Raw genomic sequence first — 16257 nt, 5'->3', positions numbered from 1 at the left:
CTCCTTAATGACTGTGATTTTTATACCCGGCAGCGCTGCACTTGCGCCGGCCTACGCACTCGCAGGCCGGGTAAATGCAGCGCCCCCCGGCATTAGATCCGTCTTCGGTGCATCACCCGTCGGGTAATGACCGGCAGTGAAATCACCACAATCAACATCGCCCCGATGATGATTGACATAACAATGCCCGGCACGTTGAGCAGGCTCAGGCCAAAGGTCACCAGGCCCATCAGGAAGGCGGCGATAATCACCCCTACCATGCTGCCGGAACCGCCGAGAATATTGATACCGCCGAGTACCGCCATCGTCACAACCGCCAGCTCCCAGCCCATGGCGAGGGTCGGGCGGGTGCTGCCAAGCCGGGAGGTCAACAGCACGGCGGCCAGCCCGGACATCAGCCCAACCAGCGCAAACAGCACGAGGTTGTGGCGTTTAACGTTGATGCCGGAAAACCAGGCTCCGGTTGGGTTATTGCCTATCGCGTAGGTGCGGCGGCCAAAGTTGGTTTTGTGCAACAGGAAAGTGAAGGCGATGGCGAGAAGGATAAACAGCGCGAACTCAAAGGAGAGCGCACCCCATGCATAGCCCTGGCCGAACCAGGCGAAGCTGTCTGGATAGTGATTCAGTGCTTTGTCGCCCAGCAGAATGTAGGTCATACCGCGATACAGGCTCATGGTGCCGATGGTAATCACTATCGACGACAGATTCAGGCGCGTGACCAGCAGGCCGTTAAACAGGCCGCACAGCAGACCCACTCCCAGCCCCACGGCAACCAGCAGCGGCGTATCCATCCCCGCTGCGGCGCAAAAACCCATCGCCGTTGAGCTCAACGCCATGGTGGAGGCAACCGAGAGGTCGATTTCCCGGGCAATAATCAACATCGCCATCGGCAGGACTACGATCGCCTTCTCGGTAAAGTTGAAGGTAGCGTCCGACAGGTTCCAGATATTGAGGAAGTAGGGTGATGCCAGCGCGCTGGCGATGAAAACCACCAGAGTGACCGCCAGCAAAAAACCTTCCCAGCAGAGCAGGCGGCGCAGCGGAGACGGAGCAGGCGTAACGCTGCTCATCTCTTCCGAGGTCATTATTTTGCTCATGATTTCACCGTCTGTTTTTGCGCCGCCACCACCGCACTGCGCAGAATTAACCGCCCATGCCGCTTGTTGCCGCGTTCATTGAGTACCACCGCGATGACAATGACCGCGCCGGAAATTGCCATTTGCCAGAACGGTGAGATGCCGATCACCGGCAGGGCATTGTTGATGATGCCGAGGAACAGCGCTCCGCACAGGCAGCCGATGACGCGCCCGGTTCCCCCCATCGTACTGATGCCGCCAATCACGCAGGCGGCCACGACCTGCAATTCAAAGCCGTTGGCGACGTCAACGTAGGCGACAGCAAAACGCGAGATCCACAGATAGCCGCAAAAGCCCGCCAGGGCGCCGGAAAGGCAGAAGCTGATGAACTGCATTTTCCCCGCATTGATCCCGGTGTAGTACGCCGCGGTCGCGTTGCCGCCTGCGGTGTACAGCGCCCGGCCGGTGCGGCTGTAACGCAGAAAATAGCCGACCAGCAGCAGCGCGGCGATGGCGCACCAGCTGAGGAGCGGCAGTCCAAGCAGCGAGGCGCGTGGCAGGCCGAGAAAATCTGCGCTCATCTGGTGCGAGTTGACCCAGCCGCCGTCGGAGAGCAGGAAGATAATGCCGCGATAGATACTCATGGTACCGAGCGTAACCACGATGGCCGGGATCCCTACCCGCCACACCAGCAGGCCGTTGATCATTCCCATCAGCAAACCCAGCAGGGTTGCCAGAATCAGCAGCGCCCAAACCGGTACATCGGGGTAGTGGGCGTTGAGCAGGGCGACAATCATCCCGGTTAGCGCCAGATTGGCGGCCATCGACAGATCGATACCTTTGGTCAGCAGCACCATCATCTGGCCGAGGGCAAGAATGATCAAAATGGCGGTGTCGTTAAACATCTCCACCAGATTTCCTGGGGTGATAAATGACGGCGCCCGGCTGCCGATTGCGCCGATCATCACAATGATGACCACCGCCAGCAGCGCTTCGCGATGTCTAAGCAGCTGTCGTCCCATTATGCTGCCTCCCGGCCGATGCCGCTGGCGGCGCTGACGATGGTTTCCGCCGTCGCTTCCCCCGCACGATATTCAGCTACCGTCAGCCCTTCGTGCATCACGATGATACGGTCCGCCATCCCCATCACTTCCGGTAGCTCCGATGACACCATGATCACCGCCAGCCCCTGGCCCACCAGTTCAGACATAAACTGATGCACCGCCGCTTTTGAGCCGATGTCGATCCCCTTGGTAGGCTCATCGAGGATGATCACCTCCGGGTGCGTAGCCAGCCATTTGCCGATCACCACTTTCTGCTGATTACCGCCGGAGAGGGTTTCTACTGTCTGCTGCCAGTTAAACGCCTTGACCTGCAGACGCGTGGCATACTCATTCGCCAGCCGCCATTCCCGGGCGGCATTAAGCACTCCGTTGGGATTGAGTTTGCTCAGTTGCGGCAGGCTAATGTTCTGTGCGATTGGCAGAGCGATAATCGCTCCTTGCTTCTGGCGCTCTTCCGGTACGTAGACAATTCCGGCCTGGATGGCGTCCGCCGGCTGGCGAAAGCGCATCGCTTTGCCGTTCAGCACGATCTCTCCGCAAGCGGGACGAGATACTCCAGAGAGCGCCTGCATCAGCTCGGTACGTCCGGCGCCGACCAGACCGTAGAAGCCCAGAATCTCACCTTTACGCAGTGAAAAATTGATATCGGCAAACTCGGTGGAATGGCCGAAGTTTTTCACCTCCAGTACCGTTTCCCTCAGCGTGCACTCGACTTTTGGGTAGGTTTGGGTAATCGCACGGCCGACCATCATCGCCACCATCCGCTCTTCGGTTGTCTCGTTAATGGCGCCGGAGCTGACGTAGACGCCATCGCGCAGAATGGTGTAGTAGTCAGCCAGTTCGAAAATTTCGTCAAACTTATGCGAGATAAACAGAATCGCTTTCCCGTCCTGCTTAAGGCGCTCAACGATTTGATAGAACTCCAGAATCTCATGCTGAGAGAGCGCGGCCGTAGGTTCATCGAGAATCACCACCTGGGCGTCGAAGGAGAGGGCTCGGGCTATCGCCACCATATGGCGCTGGGCGATACCCAGGGTTTTCAACGTCGCACGAGGGTCAATTTGCACCTCCAGCCGCTGGAGAATCTCCTGCGCTTTTTGATGCATAGCGGGCCAGTCGAGCTTTTTCAGCAACCCGGTATAGCGGTACTGACCGACGAAAATATTCTCCGTCACCGACAGTTCATCAAACAGGACCGTTTCCTGATGAATGGCGGTGATCCCCATCTTGTGCGCCGACTGCGGATGAGGCAGCTGAATAGGGATAGCCTTATAAAGAATGTCGCCCGCATCGGGCTGATAAATACCGGTCATCACTTTGACCAGCGTGGATTTTCCGGCGCCGTTTTCACCGATTAAGGCGGTCACTTTGCCGGGCCAGAGATCGAGCTGTACGTTCTCAAGGGCACGCACACCGGGGAAAACCTTGGTGATACCCTTAAGCGACAGCAGTGGAGTGGATGCCGTCATGATAATTCTCCAGTTTTTCCCCTCCCCCGCGCCGGGAGAGGGGAACGGGGTCAAAAGATTTTTGAGAATTTATCGATGTTGCTGGCATCGTAGACGAACGGCTGCGCCATCGCGCCGTTGCCGTCGGCATCCAGCTGTACTTTACCCAGCTTGCCCATACTGGCTTCGGTTTTGCTCGCCGTCCCTTTGACCAGGTCATCAGCCAGATAGGTGGCGGCGTATCCCAGATCAATAGGGTTCCAGATGGCGAAGCTTTTACTGGCACCGGATTTAATCGCCCCGGCCATTTCAGACGGTAGTCCGAGCCCGGTTACGTAGACCTTACCAATCTTGCCCTGATCCTTGACCGCCTGTGCGGCGGCGACGATCCCGACCGAGGAAGGTGAGACGATCACTTTGAGATCGGGATAAGACTTCAGCAGACCCACCGCTTCGCGGTAGCTCTTGTCCGACAGATCGTCGCCGTAGGCCACGGTGACCAGGTTGACGGAAGGGTACTTCGGCAGCACCTTTTTCATCTCTTCGATCCAGATATTCTGGTTCGTTGAGGTCGGCGTGGCGCTTAAGACTGCCACATCGCCTTTGTCGACATTCAGGGCTTTTAGGGCCTCGGCGGCGAGCCGGACATTGGTTTCGCCAATCAGGGCATTATTGGATGGATTGAGATGGATTTGCCGACCTGCCGGCGCAACGCCGGAATCCCAGGAAACCACTTTGATCCCACGCTGCATGGCTTTTTTCAACACCGGAACCACGGCATCAGGATCGTTGGCGGAGATGGCGATCGCATCCACTCCCTGGGCGATCAATCCGTTAAGGACCTCGATCTGTGCTTCCGCCGTGGTGGTGGTCGGGCCGGTGTAAATCACTTTAACATCGCCTAACTCTTTGGCCGCTTCCTGGGCGCCGACGTTCGCTGCTTCGAAGAATCCATTTCCCAATGATTTCGCCACAAGGGCGATTTTTACTTCAGCTAAAGCAGAACCGGACAACGCCAGAATGGCAACGGTGAGGATCAAGCTTGTCTTTGTTTTCATTGCTTTTACTCCACATGATTGAGTTAGATTCCCGTTGTTCTTCACAGCGCAGATACGTGGGCTTTAACGACTCGTCCATCCGTGGAACTTGCCCTCTTCCTGCATTGCGAAGTACGCGGGGAATGATTTGCAGGTGACAGAGTTCGCCCCGTCTCAGTGAGCGGGGCGCGATGTTGTTATTGATAAAGGTCTAACGCGGACTGCATGGGCTGCACCGCAAAGCGTTTGCCCAGAGCGATGAGCTCTTCGCGGGTGATGGTCTGTTTCATGCCCCCCATGGAATAAACTTTCACCAGTACTTCGGCAGACTTTTCGGCGGTATCAATAAGGCCGAAAGTTTCGTCCAGCGTCGGGCCGCTGCCGAAGACGCCGTGGAATGGCCACAGCACCAGCGAGTGTTTGCGCATTTCCAGGGCGGTGGCCTGGCCGATTTCATCGGTACCCGGCACCATCCACGGCAGAATACCTACCCCGTCCGGGAAGACCACCAGACATTCGGTACTGCCTTCCCACAGCTTGCGGGTGAACAGATCGCTGTTGTTCTCCAGGACATAGGTCAGGGCAATCAGGTTGGTCGCGTGGCAGTGCATGATCACGCGGTCTTTGCCGTGGGTCAGCTTAATGCGCTCGCTGTGGGAGAGAAAATGCGCTGGTAATTCAGATGTTGGCACCGCATCGTCCGTCAGTCCCCATAACACGTGGTATCCCGCACCATCGCTGTCTACCTTCACCACGCCAAGATTGGCGGCAGGATCGAGCTGGACGTTACGGAAAAACTTCCCGGAACCGGTGACGATAAACGGCTGGTTTGCCAGCGTTGGCATCGGCTGGCTCAGAGCGATGTAGCGCGGTTTCGCGTGAAAATCGGCCGCGAACGGTTCGATATCCGCCTCGTCAAGGCGTAGCGTCAGATTACCGCCGTTGCGTTCATCCCAGCCCTTCAGCCAGGCATCAGTCGTGGCTTTAATCATGCCCTGGACGAACCAGGCGTTGATGATGTTGTGCATAGTCTTGTGTTTCCTGTTGATGAATATCCCGGAGGCGGTGCCGTGCACCTGTCCGGGCTACGAAACGGCATAAAATGCCGTTCCCGTAAGCCGCTATCCGGCAATGATGATTAGCCGCGTTGACTTAAAACCGCTGTTTCATAGGCCCGGACGCTATCCAGCCACTGGCTGCCTGCCGGGGTGTCGTGGCGCTGACAGTACATCTCCCAGGCAGCCTGCCACGGCAGGCATTTCTGCTCTTCCAGCAGGGCCAGACGGGCGGTGTAGTCGCCATCAGCTTCCAGCTGACGCAGCTGTTCAGTCGGTTCCAGCAAGGCACGCAGCAGCGCTTTTTTCATGTTGCGGGTCCCGATCACCCATGCGGCGATGCGGTTAATTGAGGCATCAAAGAAATCGAGGCCGATATGTACGCGGTCGAACAGGTTGTGGCGGATAATTTCGCTGGCGATGGCCTGGGTTTCATCATCCAGCAGCACAACGTGGTCGCTATCCCAGCGTACCGGACGGCTCACGTGCAGCAGCAGGCGCGGGATATAGAGCATGGCGGCGGAGATCTTGTCAGAAATCACCTCCGTTGGATGGAAGTGGCCGGCATCCAGGCACAGAGCGGTCTGGCGGCTGGTGGCGTAACCCATGTAGAACTCGTTGGAGCCAACGGTGTAGCTTTCCGCGCCGATACCGAACAGCTTGCTCTCTACGGCATCGATATGATGCGCCGGGTCGAGTTTTTCGCTGATGACCTCATCCAGCGCATTGAGCAGACGTTGGCGCGGGGCAAAACGGTCAACGGTAATATCTTTCATACCGTCGGGGATCCAGATATTCATCACCGACGGCGTGCCCAGCTGCTCGCCGAAATACGCAGAGACGCGACGGCTGGCTTTGCAGTGATCGATCCAGAACTGGCGGATTTCGTCGTTGGCGTGAGACAGCGTAAAACCGTCGGCGCTCAGCGGGTGGGAGAAACAGGAGGGGTTAAAATCCAGCCCCAGCTTATTGGTTTTGGCCCACTCAACCCAGTTGCGGAAATGTTCTGGTTTGATTTCATTGCGTGCCACCGGCGTGTCTGATTCCAGATAGAGCGCGTGCAGATTCAGGCGTTTCGGCCCTGGAATCAGACTTAACGCCTGCTCAAGGTCGGCGCGCAGCTCGCTGGCGTTACGGGCTTTGCCCGGATAGTTTCCCGTGGCCTGAATACCGCCCGTCAGGTTCCCCTCCGGGTTTTCAAAGCCGGCGACGTCATCGCCCTGCCAGCAGTGCATCGAAACGGGCAGCCGGTCCAGCTGACGCAGGGCCTCCTCGACATCCACGCCAACGGCAGCGTAGCGCTGTTTAGCAATGTCCCAGGCTTGTTCAAGTTGAGTGGTCATGCGCAAAGCTCCTTAGTCTGTTGTGGCTGAAACTGCGCCACGAAGCGGGCAATTTCATGTTCAGGATTGGGGGTAAAAGTGGTCAGCGCGGAGTTGCGGCGTACCACCTGACGGAAATCGTCGACGTTATTCAGCTCGTCCAGGGTCATCAGCTGGATGCCAATATTGCCCAGCGTGGAGGCCTCTACGGGGCCCGCGACGACGGTGATGCCGCAGGCGTCGGCACACAGCTGATTGAGTAATTCGTTCTGGCAGCCGCCGCCCACGATATGCAGCTGGCTGAATGGCCGGCCCCGGAGCTGGGCCAGTTCGCGGAGTACACGGGCGTACAGCAGAGCCAGGCTGTCAAAAATACAGCGAGCCAGTTCGGCGTCGTCGTTGGGAACCGGCTGCCCGGATTCACGGCAGGCGGCCTGAATTTCGGCGCTCATATTGGGCGGATTGATAAAGCGATCGTCGTTGCAGTCAATCACAAAGCGACAGGCCGGAAGCCGCTCGGTACGGGCGATAAGCGCTGAGAGGTCGCCGACGTTTTGTTCTTTCAGCACACGCTGTAGCAGCCAAAGTCCCATGATATTTTTCAGCACCCGATAGCGCCCTTCGGCACCACCTTCATTGGTGATATTGGCCTGCAGGGCATCGCTGCCGGTGTACGGGGTTTTGCTTTCAAAACCCATCAGCGACCAGGTACCGGAAGAGAGCCAGGCGGCGTCAGGATCCTGCTGCGGGACGGCTATCACTGCGCTGGCGGTATCGTGGCTGGCGACGGCCACCACCGGAATGGCGTTGCCCTGCGGGCATATCCAGTGGCCGATCACGTTACCGGGATGGCTGGGAGTGCCAAACCAGGCGCGCGGCGCGCCGCTCCAGTTCAGCAGATCTTCATCCCAGCTATCGCTATTAATATTGACCAGTTGGGTGGTAGTAGCGTTGGTGTATTCCCAGTTCAGTTTGCCGGTGAGGCGGAAGCTGAAATAGTCCGGGATCAGCAGCGCATGCGAAACCTGGCTGACCAGCTCCGGCTGCTGCTCAACCAGCGCACGTAGCTGATAAAGGGTATTGAAGGGCATAAACTGGATGCCGCTGCGGCGGTAGATTTCGGCGCGACCTATCTGCTCTTCGGCATGAAGCATCAGACCGTGGGTCCGGGCGTCGCGATAGGAGACCGGCAGGCCCACGCGCTGTCCGTGCTCATTCAGCAGGACGTAATCCACGCCCCAGGTATCAATCCCGATACTGTCGATGAGAATGCCCTGCTCACAGACCTTTACCAGTCCGCGGCGAATTTCACCTTCCAGACGGTCGACATCCCAGCAGTCGTAGCCATCCACCTTTTGCAGGCTATTAGTAAAGCGGTGAATTTCGCGCAGCGTTAGCGTGCGCGGCCCGCATTCATAGCTGGCAAGCATCACCCGCCCGCTGGAGGCGCCTAAATCAACGGCTACACAATGACGAAAACTCATGGGGAGATCCTTGTGAAAATCATTGTCAGCAGTCTAAAAAAGTCGTGAATCTGACACCTTCTTGCCACTGACAGGGAAAACAGGCGGCTGGCAAGAAAGCAAAGATGACCGTGAGGAAGCTCACAGTTCCTGTTCATGGGGGCCTGGGGCGGGGATGTGATGTTGTCCGCAGTTCCCGATCTTTCCGGCTGTTTCTTGAAAAAGCGGCAGGATTTACGATGTTTGCGGTTAAAAATTGAAGGCCGGATTGCGGACCCTTAATTACTATTTGCTGCACTGACTGATAACATTTCTCATTTCGAGGGCGCCGTTATGACCATATTGCACAGTGTGGATTTCTTTAAGTCCGGGACGTCTGCTGTTGCCATTGAGCCACGCCTCCCTCAGTCGGCGTTCCCGGAACATCACCACGATTTCCATGAAATCGTTATCGTTGAGCATGGAACAGGGATTCATGTTTTCAATGGTCAGCCCTATACCATCAGCGGCGGTTCAGTATGTTTTATTCGCGATCACGACCGACATCTCTATGAACATACAGACAATTTATGCCTGACCAATGTGCTCTATCGTGCGCCGGACGCTTTTCGTTTTCTGAATGGTGTCAATCAACTGCTGCCGCAGGAGCAAGAGGGAAACTATCTTTCCCACTGGCGGGTGAACCAGGCGGTATTGCAGCAGGTGCGGCTGATCGTCGGGCAGATGGAAAATGTTGGCCCTGAATCGGATATGCATACCCTCGCCGAACGGGAGATTCTCTTTATGCAGCTGCTTGTCCTGCTGCGTAAAAGCAGTCTCGCGGAAGGGGCGGCTGATAATGAAGCCCGGCTTAACCATCTGATGGCCTGGCTGGAAGATCACTTTGCTGAGGATGTCTGCTGGGAGGAAGTAGCGGCTAAATTTTCCCTGTCGCTGCGGACGTTACATCGTCAGTTGAAACAGCAAACCGGCCTGACGCCGCAGCGCTATCTCAACCGGGTGCGCCTGATGAAGGCACGGCACCTGCTACGCCACAGTGATGAGAGCGTCACAGATATCGCATTTCGCTGTGGTTTTGGCGACAGTAACCACTTTTCAACGCTTTTTCGCCGAGAGTTTTCCTGGTCACCGCGCGATATTCGTCAGGGCAGGGACGCCATTCTTCAGTAACGCGAGAGCAGTCAACGTTTTAGCGGGTAAAAACGCCAATAATAAAATGTTATTAGCGGTGGAGTTCTTGTGGTGGCCGGTCAGCTGATTCTGCGCAAAGATGAGTTTTTTGCCTCTCCTTCTCAGGCGGTAGCGGTTGCCGACCGGTACCCGCAAAATGTCTTCGCCGAACACACCCACGAGTTCTGTGAACTGGTGCTGGTGTGGCGAGGAAATGGCCTGCATGTCCTTAACGATCGCCCGTGGCGCATTACCCGCGGCGATCTGTTTTATATTCGCGCCGAAGACAAACACTCCTACGCCTCCGTGAATGATTTAGTCCTGCAAAACGTTATCTATTGCCCGGATCGGCTACGGCTGAATTTTGACTGGGCGGCCCATATTCCCGGCCTGTTTGGTACATCGTGGATGCCGCACTGGCGAATTGGCAGTTCTGGCATGGCTCCGGTTCGCCAGGTCATAACTCAGCTGGAGCAAGAGAGCGCCCGCAGCGATATGCAGGCGAATAATATGGCCGAGTTGCTGTTTGCCCAGCTGGTGCTGATTCTTCATCGCCACCGCTACGCCACCGACAATCGGGCGGCGACCCAAAGCGAAACGCTCCTCGATAAGCTGCTGACCGAACTGGCCGGCAGCCTGAACCGGCCATTTGTCCTCGATCTGTTTTGTGAACGGGAAGGATGCAGCGAACGCGCGCTGCGCCAGCAGTTTCGCCAGCAGACCGGGATGACAATTAACCACTACCTGCGTCAGCTACGTATCTGCCATGCGCAATATTTATTGCAGCATACCGAGCGGTTGATTGGTGATATTGCGATGCAGTGTGGGTTTGAAGACAGCAACTATTTCTCCGTCGTTTTTAACCGCGAAATTGGCATGACCCCGGGGCAGTGGCGGCAACGCAGTCGCGTTGCCGCATAGGGCGCTAGTTGGCCATTCCCAGGCCAACGATATTGGCGGCAATGATTATCACCACGCAGCCCAGACTTAACACGCTGACCGGACGACGACCGGCGTTGTTCCACTCTTTCAGCACCAGCCCGACCAGCCCGCCACACAGCACATAGAAGCTCATATGCAGCATCCAGCTCATGTAGTCATACTGCGCGGGAATGCTGGCGTGACCCCAGGCATAGAAGAAAAACTGGAGATACCACATCAGACCGCCCAGCGCCGACAGCAGTACGTTGGTGATGATCAGCGGTTTTGCCAGCGAGAAGTCGGCTTTGATCGACAGGTTTTTGACTTTTGCCAGACGAATAAAACAGAAGCCTAGATTGACCAGCGCGCCGCCGCCCATAATCACCACGTAGCTGGGCAGCGCGGTATAGAGCGGGTCAACGCCGAGCGCCGCTGCGGCATCATGCATCGGCCTGGCGGCGTTCATTGCAAAGGACATACCGGCAGAAAAAATGCCGCACATCACCGCCAGCATCAGCCCTTTTTTCAGATTGAAATCTTCGGCTTTAATGCCCATCTTGCGCTCTTTCAACTGGCCGGCCCGGGTGACAATTGCTACGCCGATCACCGCAACCAGCACGCCGAGCAGCGTCATCTGGCCACCCTGCGTGTGAAGAAGTACATCGATCTGCCCGTTGATAATCGGGGTCATCAGCGTACCGACAATCAGGGTGATCCCGATAGCAATACCGATTCCCATCGACATACCGAGGTAGCGCATGGTCAGGCCGTAGTTAATGTTGCCGATCCCCCACATGGCGCCAAACAGGAATACCGGCAGGAGCGTGGAGGCGTTGAAGGAGCGGTAATAGGCCCAGAAATCGGGCAGGAGCATGGCGCTGATGGCCCAGGGGAGAATCAGCCAGGAGACGATTCCGCCGATCGACCACATGGTTTCCCATGACCACTGTTTAACTTGCTTGAACGGGGCATAGAAACAGGCTGCACTGGCCGCACCTATCAAATGCCAAAAAATACCCATCGTAATCGCGTGATTCATTGATTTTATCCTCATCTATTTTTTATCGGATAAATCTTCTTCCGACACGATGAGTGTAAAAATCGGTCAGTTTTCTCGCCTTCAGGCTGTTGCCACGTGATGCAGAACCCTGGCAACCAACAACTTAATTACTTGTTCCAGCTCACAAAAACGCGGGTATGCCCTGAGGTTATAACCTTATTAAAAATACGGCATTGATAAGCGTTTTCAATATCATTTAATTAACTATAATGAACCAACTGCTTACGCGGCCTTAACACTTCCTGCCGCTTGACAATAATGGAGATGATTATGAGTTATACACTGCCAGCCCTGCCGTACGCTTATGACGCCCTGGAACCGCACTTTGATAAGCAGACGATGGAAATCCATCATACTAAGCACCACCAGGCCTACGTTAACAATGCTAACGCTGCGCTGGAGAGCCTGCCGGAATTCGCTAGCCTGTCTGTTGAAGAGTTGATTACTAAACTGGATCAGCTGCCGGCTGACAAAAAAGGCGTTCTGCGTAACAACGCGGGCGGCCACGCTAACCACAGCCTGTTCTGGAAAGGCCTGAAAACCGGTACAACCCTGCAGGGCGACCTGAAAGCTGCTATCGAACGTGATTTCGGTTCCGTTGATAACTTCAAAGCTGAGTTTGAAAAAGCGGCTGCGACTCGCTTCGGTTCTGGCTGGGCATGGCTGGTACTGAAGGGTGACAAACTGGCCGTGGTTTCTACCGCGAACCAGGACTCCCCGCTGATGGGTGAAGCTATCTCTGGTGCTTCCGGCTTCCCGATTCTGGGCCTGGACGTCTGGGAACACGCTTACTACCTGAAATTCCAGAACCGCCGCCCGGACTACATCAAAGAGTTCTGGAACGTGGTTAACTGGGACGAAGCAGCAGCGCGTTTTGCCGCCAAAAAATAAGGTTGCATTGTGCTGAACGAGAAGCGAGTCTGATGACTCGCTTTTTTTGTATCGGCACAAGGAGCAGCAGATGCACTATCCGCTAAACGTCTATATCGGTCGCGTTCGCGACTATCCCGGCAGCCGCCCGAGCGCCATCCATAAAATTCAGGTCGACGGTGAATTAACCCTTGGTGAGCTGGGGCTGGAAGGCGATGAGCAGGCGGAAATCAAAATTCATGGCGGGCCGGATCGCGCACTTTGCCACTATCCACGCGAACACTATGCCGACTGGATCCGTGAGTTTCCCGAACAGGCCGACCTTTTTTGCTCGCCGGCATTTGGCGAAAACCTCTCTACCGAGGGGCTGACGGAGAAAAATGTTTGCATCGGCGATATCTTCCGCTGGGACGAGGCGCTAATCCAGGTCACCCAGCCACGATCACCGTGTTTCAAACTCAACTTCCATTTTGGCATCAGTGATATGGCGCAGCGGATGCAGCAAAACGGCAAAATCGGCTGGCTTTACCGTGTGATTGCGGGCGGTCATGTATCCAGCGATGCTCCACTGGAACGGGTGTCGCAGGTGAGCGATGTGAGCGTATATGAAGCCGGCGCGATTGCCTGGCATATGCCGTTCGACGACGAACAGTATCATCGCCTGCTGTCCGCGGCGGGACTGTCGGTGAGCTGGACCCGAACCATGCAGAAGCGGCGTTTAAGCGGGCAGATCGAAGATAATTCGCGGAGATTGTGGGGGAAGTAATTCGCTCATATCTGCTGGCGGTGAAGTGCGGATACGCTTTATCCCGCAGGCAGGGGCCGGGATACTCGTTTCTGGACGGTTGATATCACCCGGCTGCGGACGTTGCCAGCCGGGCGTGATGACATCAGGTGCGTTTATACAGCGGTAGCCAGATGGTCAGCCGCAGCCCGCCTAGCGGACTGTCATCGGCTTTGACCCAACCGCGATGTTGCTGAATCGCCGCTTCAACAATCGCCAGCCCCAGGCCGGTGCCGCCAGACTCGCGATCGCGTGCTTCGTCGGTACGGTAGAACGGGCGGAAAATCTGCTCGCGATCTTCCGGACTGACGCCCGGACCGTCATCATCGACGTTAACCGTGATGCCGTCTTTATCCACCGAAAAACTGACTGAAATTTTAGTGTGCGAATAGCGCAGCGCGTTGCGCACGATATTTTCCAGTGCACTCTCCAGCGCATTAGGGTTGCCATACAGCGGCCAGGGGCCCGGCGGATACTCCACGGTAAAGGATTTTCCGACCTGTTCAGCCTCGAACGCGGCGTTATCCAGTACTTCTCCCCACAGCTGATTGGCTTTCACCGTTTCGCTGACCAGCGCGTTGTTCGCCTGATTGCGCGACATCACCAGCAGGTCGTTAATCATGCTGTCCAGCCGGTGGGCTTCGGTTTCAATGCGCTCAAGTTCTTTGCTCTCGCCGCTGCGACGGCGCAGCAAAGCGGTGCCCAGCTGCAGGCGCGTCAGCGGCGTGCGCAGTTCGTGGGAAATATCAGACAGCAGGCGCTGCTGACCGGTCATCATTCGTTCCAGCGCCGTGACCATCTGGTTAAAGCTCGCCCCGGCGGCTAAAAACTCCTGCGGACCGGCTTCCAGTTCTGGATGCTGACGCAGGTTACCCTGTGCGACCTCATCAGCGGCATTCTTCAACTTACGAGCCGGTTTTGCCAGACTCCATGCCAGCCACAGTAGCAGCGGTGAACTGACCAACATGGTGACGATAAGCAGGAGCAGCGGGCGGTCGAACAGCAGGTTGATAAAGTCTGACTGGGATGTACTGGCAGGGCGGATTAGATAGAGTTGGTAATTATCTTCCCCATCCCTGACGGAAAACGGACCGACCATTTCCAGACGGCCATAGCGTTTTTTCTGCGGATGATCGGCATTATCGGCCTGGCCGATAAAGTTACGAATGATCTGCATTTCGTTGCGTTCTGCACCGATCACGCGGCCTTCGCTGGTCACCAGCAGTAAGCGCTGTCCAGGCGGAGCCCACTTATCGATAGCGCGAAACAGACGACGCCACCACATCAGATCGTTTGGTGGGTCGGTCGCCAGTTCGGCCTCGACGTGCTGCTCAATCATGGTGCCCTGGCGCTGTTCGCTCTCCAGCAGTTCAGTCATCTGGCGAGAATCCAGCTTGGGCAACATCAGAACCAGCATCAACACCAGCGCCAGCGTGAGCCAGAAAATAGCGAAGATGCGTGCGGTTAAACTTCCTATCATGAAGCTGAAACCATCAGGTAGCCGCGTCCGCGCAGGGTTTTAAACCACGGGTGACCGTCTTTACGCTCTGGCAGCTTACGACGCAAATTGGAAATATGCATGTCGATAGCACGATCGAACGGCGTCAGGCGTTTTCCCAATACTTCCTGGCTCAGGTGTTCACGAGAGACGACCTGGCCAAGATGCTGCGCCAGCAGGTAGAGCAGGGTGAACTCTGTGCCGGTCAGTTCCAGAGTCTGTCCATCGAAATTGGCTTCCTGGCGGCCTGGGTTGAGGCTTAAGGCGTCAACTTCCAGCGTCGGGGAACCGGCTTCGGTCGTTTGCTGCTGCTCGCTCCAGTGAGACCGGCGCAGAATCGCGCGTATACGCGCCACCAGCTCACGATCGTTGAACGGCTTAGGCAAGTAATCATCCGCGCCCAACTCGAGGCCGAGAACGCGATCCAGCTCGCTGCCGCGGGCAGTTAGCATGATAACCGGGGTCTGGTGTGTCTGACGCAACTCTTTAAGCGTATCGATACCGTTTTTCTTCGGCATCATCACATCAAGCAAAAGTAAATCGATACTGTCGTCCAGAAGGGCCAGCGCCTGTTCCCCGTCATGGGCTACGAGCACGTTAAATCCTTCCATATCGAGCAGCTCTTTTAACAGGGAGGTGAGCTCCCGGTCATCATCAACTAACAGGATTTTATTCATTGTTTAAATACCTCCGAGGCAGAAATTACGTCATCAAGGCTCGCTAATCCATGACTTTACGTTGTTTTACACCCCCTGACGCATGTTTGCAGCCCGAATCGTAGACTGTATCTCGTTGAATCGCTACACAGGCACAAACGTATTGGGAGTATGTGATGCGCAATGTTATTGCTGCCGTCATGGCCTCAACGCTGGCACTAAGTGCATATAGCCACGCCGCTGAAGTCGTTACCAGCGTTAACTGGCTCCCCGGAGACGACGGGGCGCAGCGCACCAGCCAGAGTCATATGTTTGACGGCATAAGTTTAACCGAACAGCAACGTCAGCAGTTACGAGATCTTATGCGACGGGCGCGCCACGACAGGCCACCCATTAATGTTAGCGAAATGGAGACAATGCATCGTCTTGTCACCGCAGAAAATTTTGATGAAAACGCTGTGCGCGCTCAGGCAGATAAAATGGCGCAGGAACAGGTTGCCCGTCAGATTGAAATGGCGAAGGTCCGCAACCAGATGTATCACCTGTTAACGCCGGAGCAGCAAGCGGTTCTCAATGCTAAACACCAGCAACGAATGGATCAGTTGCGTGAGGTTGCAAGGATGCAAAAAGGATCAGCAACCATGCTGTCGAGTAGTAGCAATACCGTGCAACCCCAGTAGTAGACCCTGTTTTCCTTGCCATAGACACCATCCCTGTCTTCCCCCACATGATGTGGGGGTTTTTTTTGTCTGTCATTCTGCAAACGTCTTCCCCCCTTGCTCCTCGTTGCGGCAAAAGTTCAGGTTATACTAAGCCCATCGCCGAAAAGGAGC

The 16257-nt window shown here is 56.0% G+C and carries 15 protein-coding genes; 5 read left to right on the top strand and 10 right to left on the bottom strand.

Translation table 11 applies throughout. The features are described from left to right. Positions 1 to 92 precede the first annotated feature (92 nt). The 7 genes from ACMYSK_RS18885 to rhaB all read right to left on the bottom strand — a co-directional run bounded on the left by ACMYSK_RS18885 (position 93) and on the right by rhaB (position 8486). Entirely contained in the window at positions 93 to 1097 is a 1005-nt protein-coding gene (locus ACMYSK_RS18885) for an ABC transporter permease (RefSeq protein ID WP_434637724.1), read from the bottom strand. After that, positions 1094 to 2101: an ABC transporter permease gene (locus tag ACMYSK_RS18880; RefSeq protein WP_434644199.1), complete on the bottom strand. Its 1008-nt coding sequence runs from the start codon at positions 2099 to 2101 to the stop codon at positions 1094 to 1096. Before ACMYSK_RS18880 ends, ACMYSK_RS18885 begins: the two co-directional genes overlap by 4 nt. Continuing rightward, a complete protein-coding gene (locus tag ACMYSK_RS18875; protein WP_434637722.1) occupies positions 2098 to 3609 on the bottom strand; it encodes a sugar ABC transporter ATP-binding protein in 1512 nt (503 codons plus the stop codon). Before ACMYSK_RS18875 ends, ACMYSK_RS18880 begins: the two co-directional genes overlap by 4 nt. A 50-nt stretch (positions 3610 to 3659) precedes the next feature. Continuing rightward, positions 3660 to 4646: a rhamnose ABC transporter substrate-binding protein gene (rhaS, locus tag ACMYSK_RS18870; RefSeq protein ID WP_434637720.1), complete on the bottom strand. Its 987-nt coding sequence runs from the start codon at positions 4644 to 4646 to the stop codon at positions 3660 to 3662. Positions 4647 to 4822: 176 nt separating this feature from the next. After that, a complete protein-coding gene (rhaD, locus tag ACMYSK_RS18865) occupies positions 4823 to 5653 on the bottom strand; it encodes a rhamnulose-1-phosphate aldolase (RefSeq protein WP_434637718.1) in 831 nt (276 codons plus the stop codon). A gap of 110 nt (positions 5654 to 5763) precedes the next feature. Continuing rightward, a complete protein-coding gene (rhaA, locus tag ACMYSK_RS18860) occupies positions 5764 to 7023 on the bottom strand; it encodes an L-rhamnose isomerase (protein ID WP_434637716.1) in 1260 nt (419 codons plus the stop codon). Further along, positions 7020 to 8486, bottom strand: a complete 1467-nt coding sequence (gene rhaB, locus ACMYSK_RS18855) for a rhamnulokinase (RefSeq protein ID WP_434637714.1) — start codon at positions 8484 to 8486, stop codon at positions 7020 to 7022. The genes rhaA and rhaB overlap by 4 nt, the downstream gene beginning before the upstream one ends. Before the next feature lie 312 nt (positions 8487 to 8798). Between rhaB and rhaS (ACMYSK_RS18850) the strand changes: the two genes are divergently transcribed. After that, positions 8799 to 9635: an HTH-type transcriptional activator RhaS gene (rhaS, locus tag ACMYSK_RS18850; protein WP_434637712.1), complete on the top strand. Its 837-nt coding sequence runs from the start codon at positions 8799 to 8801 to the stop codon at positions 9633 to 9635. A 72-nt stretch (positions 9636 to 9707) separates the two neighbouring features. Further along, positions 9708 to 10556 carry an HTH-type transcriptional activator RhaR gene (rhaR, locus tag ACMYSK_RS18845; RefSeq protein ID WP_434637710.1) on the top strand — a complete coding sequence of 283 codons (849 nt, stop codon included), beginning with the start codon at positions 9708 to 9710 and terminating at the stop codon, positions 10554 to 10556. A gap of 4 nt (positions 10557 to 10560) precedes the next feature. Here rhaR and rhaT read toward each other — a convergent pair whose 3' ends face one another. Continuing rightward, the gene (rhaT, locus tag ACMYSK_RS18840; RefSeq protein ID WP_434637708.1) at positions 10561 to 11595 is read right to left on the bottom strand and encodes an L-rhamnose/proton symporter RhaT; all 1035 of its coding nucleotides are present in this window, start codon (positions 11593 to 11595) and stop codon (positions 10561 to 10563) included. Positions 11596 to 11886: 291 nt separating this feature from the next. Between rhaT and sodA the strand changes: the two genes are divergently transcribed. Both sodA and yiiM read left to right on the top strand, forming a co-directional pair. Then, positions 11887 to 12507 (top strand): superoxide dismutase [Mn], encoded by a 621-nt coding sequence (gene sodA / locus ACMYSK_RS18835; protein WP_434637706.1) that lies wholly within the window; start codon positions 11887 to 11889, stop codon positions 12505 to 12507. Between the two features lie 70 nt (positions 12508 to 12577). Next, positions 12578 to 13252: a 6-hydroxyaminopurine reductase gene (gene yiiM, locus ACMYSK_RS18830; RefSeq protein ID WP_434637705.1), complete on the top strand. Its 675-nt coding sequence runs from the start codon at positions 12578 to 12580 to the stop codon at positions 13250 to 13252. Positions 13253 to 13376: 124 nt separating this feature from the next. Here the strand turns inward: yiiM and cpxA are convergent, their stop codons facing one another. Together cpxA and cpxR are read right to left on the bottom strand one after the other, a co-directional pair. Then, positions 13377 to 14750 carry an envelope stress sensor histidine kinase CpxA gene (cpxA, locus tag ACMYSK_RS18825; RefSeq protein WP_004869367.1) on the bottom strand — a complete coding sequence of 458 codons (1374 nt, stop codon included), beginning with the start codon at positions 14748 to 14750 and terminating at the stop codon, positions 13377 to 13379. Further along, entirely contained in the window at positions 14747 to 15445 is a 699-nt protein-coding gene (gene cpxR, locus ACMYSK_RS18820; RefSeq protein ID WP_004203671.1) for an envelope stress response regulator transcription factor CpxR, read from the bottom strand. The genes cpxA and cpxR overlap by 4 nt, the downstream gene beginning before the upstream one ends. Positions 15446 to 15600: 155 nt before the next feature. On the opposite strand from cpxR, the gene cpxP reads away from it, so the two are divergent. Beyond that, positions 15601 to 16104 carry a cell-envelope stress modulator CpxP gene (gene cpxP, locus ACMYSK_RS18815; protein WP_434637703.1) on the top strand — a complete coding sequence of 168 codons (504 nt, stop codon included), beginning with the start codon at positions 15601 to 15603 and terminating at the stop codon, positions 16102 to 16104. The last annotated feature ends 153 nt before the right edge of the window (positions 16105 to 16257 follow it).

It is taken from the genome of Klebsiella sp. I138 (assembly GCF_051131765.1).
In the GTDB taxonomy this organism is placed as follows: domain Bacteria; phylum Pseudomonadota; class Gammaproteobacteria; order Enterobacterales; family Enterobacteriaceae; genus Klebsiella.
This window is presented reverse-complemented; position numbering and strand designations above follow the sequence as displayed.

Excerpts from the sequence above, each read along its gene's own strand:
- ACMYSK_RS18885 (WP_434637724.1), bottom strand. The coding sequence starts at position 1,097 with ATGAGCAAAATAATGACCTCGGAAGAGATGAGCAGCGTTACGCCTGCT.
- ACMYSK_RS18875 (WP_434637722.1), bottom strand. The coding sequence starts at position 3,609 with ATGACGGCATCCACTCCACTGCTGTCGCTTAAGGGTATCACCAAGGTT.
- rhaS (WP_434637720.1), bottom strand. The coding sequence starts at position 4,646 with ATGAAAACAAAGACAAGCTTGATCCTCACCGTTGCCATTCTGGCGTTG.
- rhaD (WP_434637718.1), bottom strand. The coding sequence starts at position 5,653 with ATGCACAACATCATCAACGCCTGGTTCGTCCAGGGCATGATTAAAGCC.
- rhaA (WP_434637716.1), bottom strand. The coding sequence starts at position 7,023 with ATGACCACTCAACTTGAACAAGCCTGGGACATTGCTAAACAGCGCTAC.
- rhaB (WP_434637714.1), bottom strand. The coding sequence starts at position 8,486 with ATGAGTTTTCGTCATTGTGTAGCCGTTGATTTAGGCGCCTCCAGCGGG.
- rhaS (WP_434637712.1), top strand. The coding sequence starts at position 8,799 with ATGACCATATTGCACAGTGTGGATTTCTTTAAGTCCGGGACGTCTGCT.
- rhaT (WP_434637708.1), bottom strand. The coding sequence starts at position 11,595 with ATGAATCACGCGATTACGATGGGTATTTTTTGGCATTTGATAGGTGCG.
- sodA (WP_434637706.1), top strand. The coding sequence starts at position 11,887 with ATGAGTTATACACTGCCAGCCCTGCCGTACGCTTATGACGCCCTGGAA.
- yiiM (WP_434637705.1), top strand. The coding sequence starts at position 12,578 with ATGCACTATCCGCTAAACGTCTATATCGGTCGCGTTCGCGACTATCCC.
- cpxA (WP_004869367.1), bottom strand. The coding sequence starts at position 14,750 with ATGATAGGAAGTTTAACCGCACGCATCTTCGCTATTTTCTGGCTCACG.
- cpxR (WP_004203671.1), bottom strand. The coding sequence starts at position 15,445 with ATGAATAAAATCCTGTTAGTTGATGATGACCGGGAGCTCACCTCCCTG.
- cpxP (WP_434637703.1), top strand. The coding sequence starts at position 15,601 with ATGCGCAATGTTATTGCTGCCGTCATGGCCTCAACGCTGGCACTAAGT.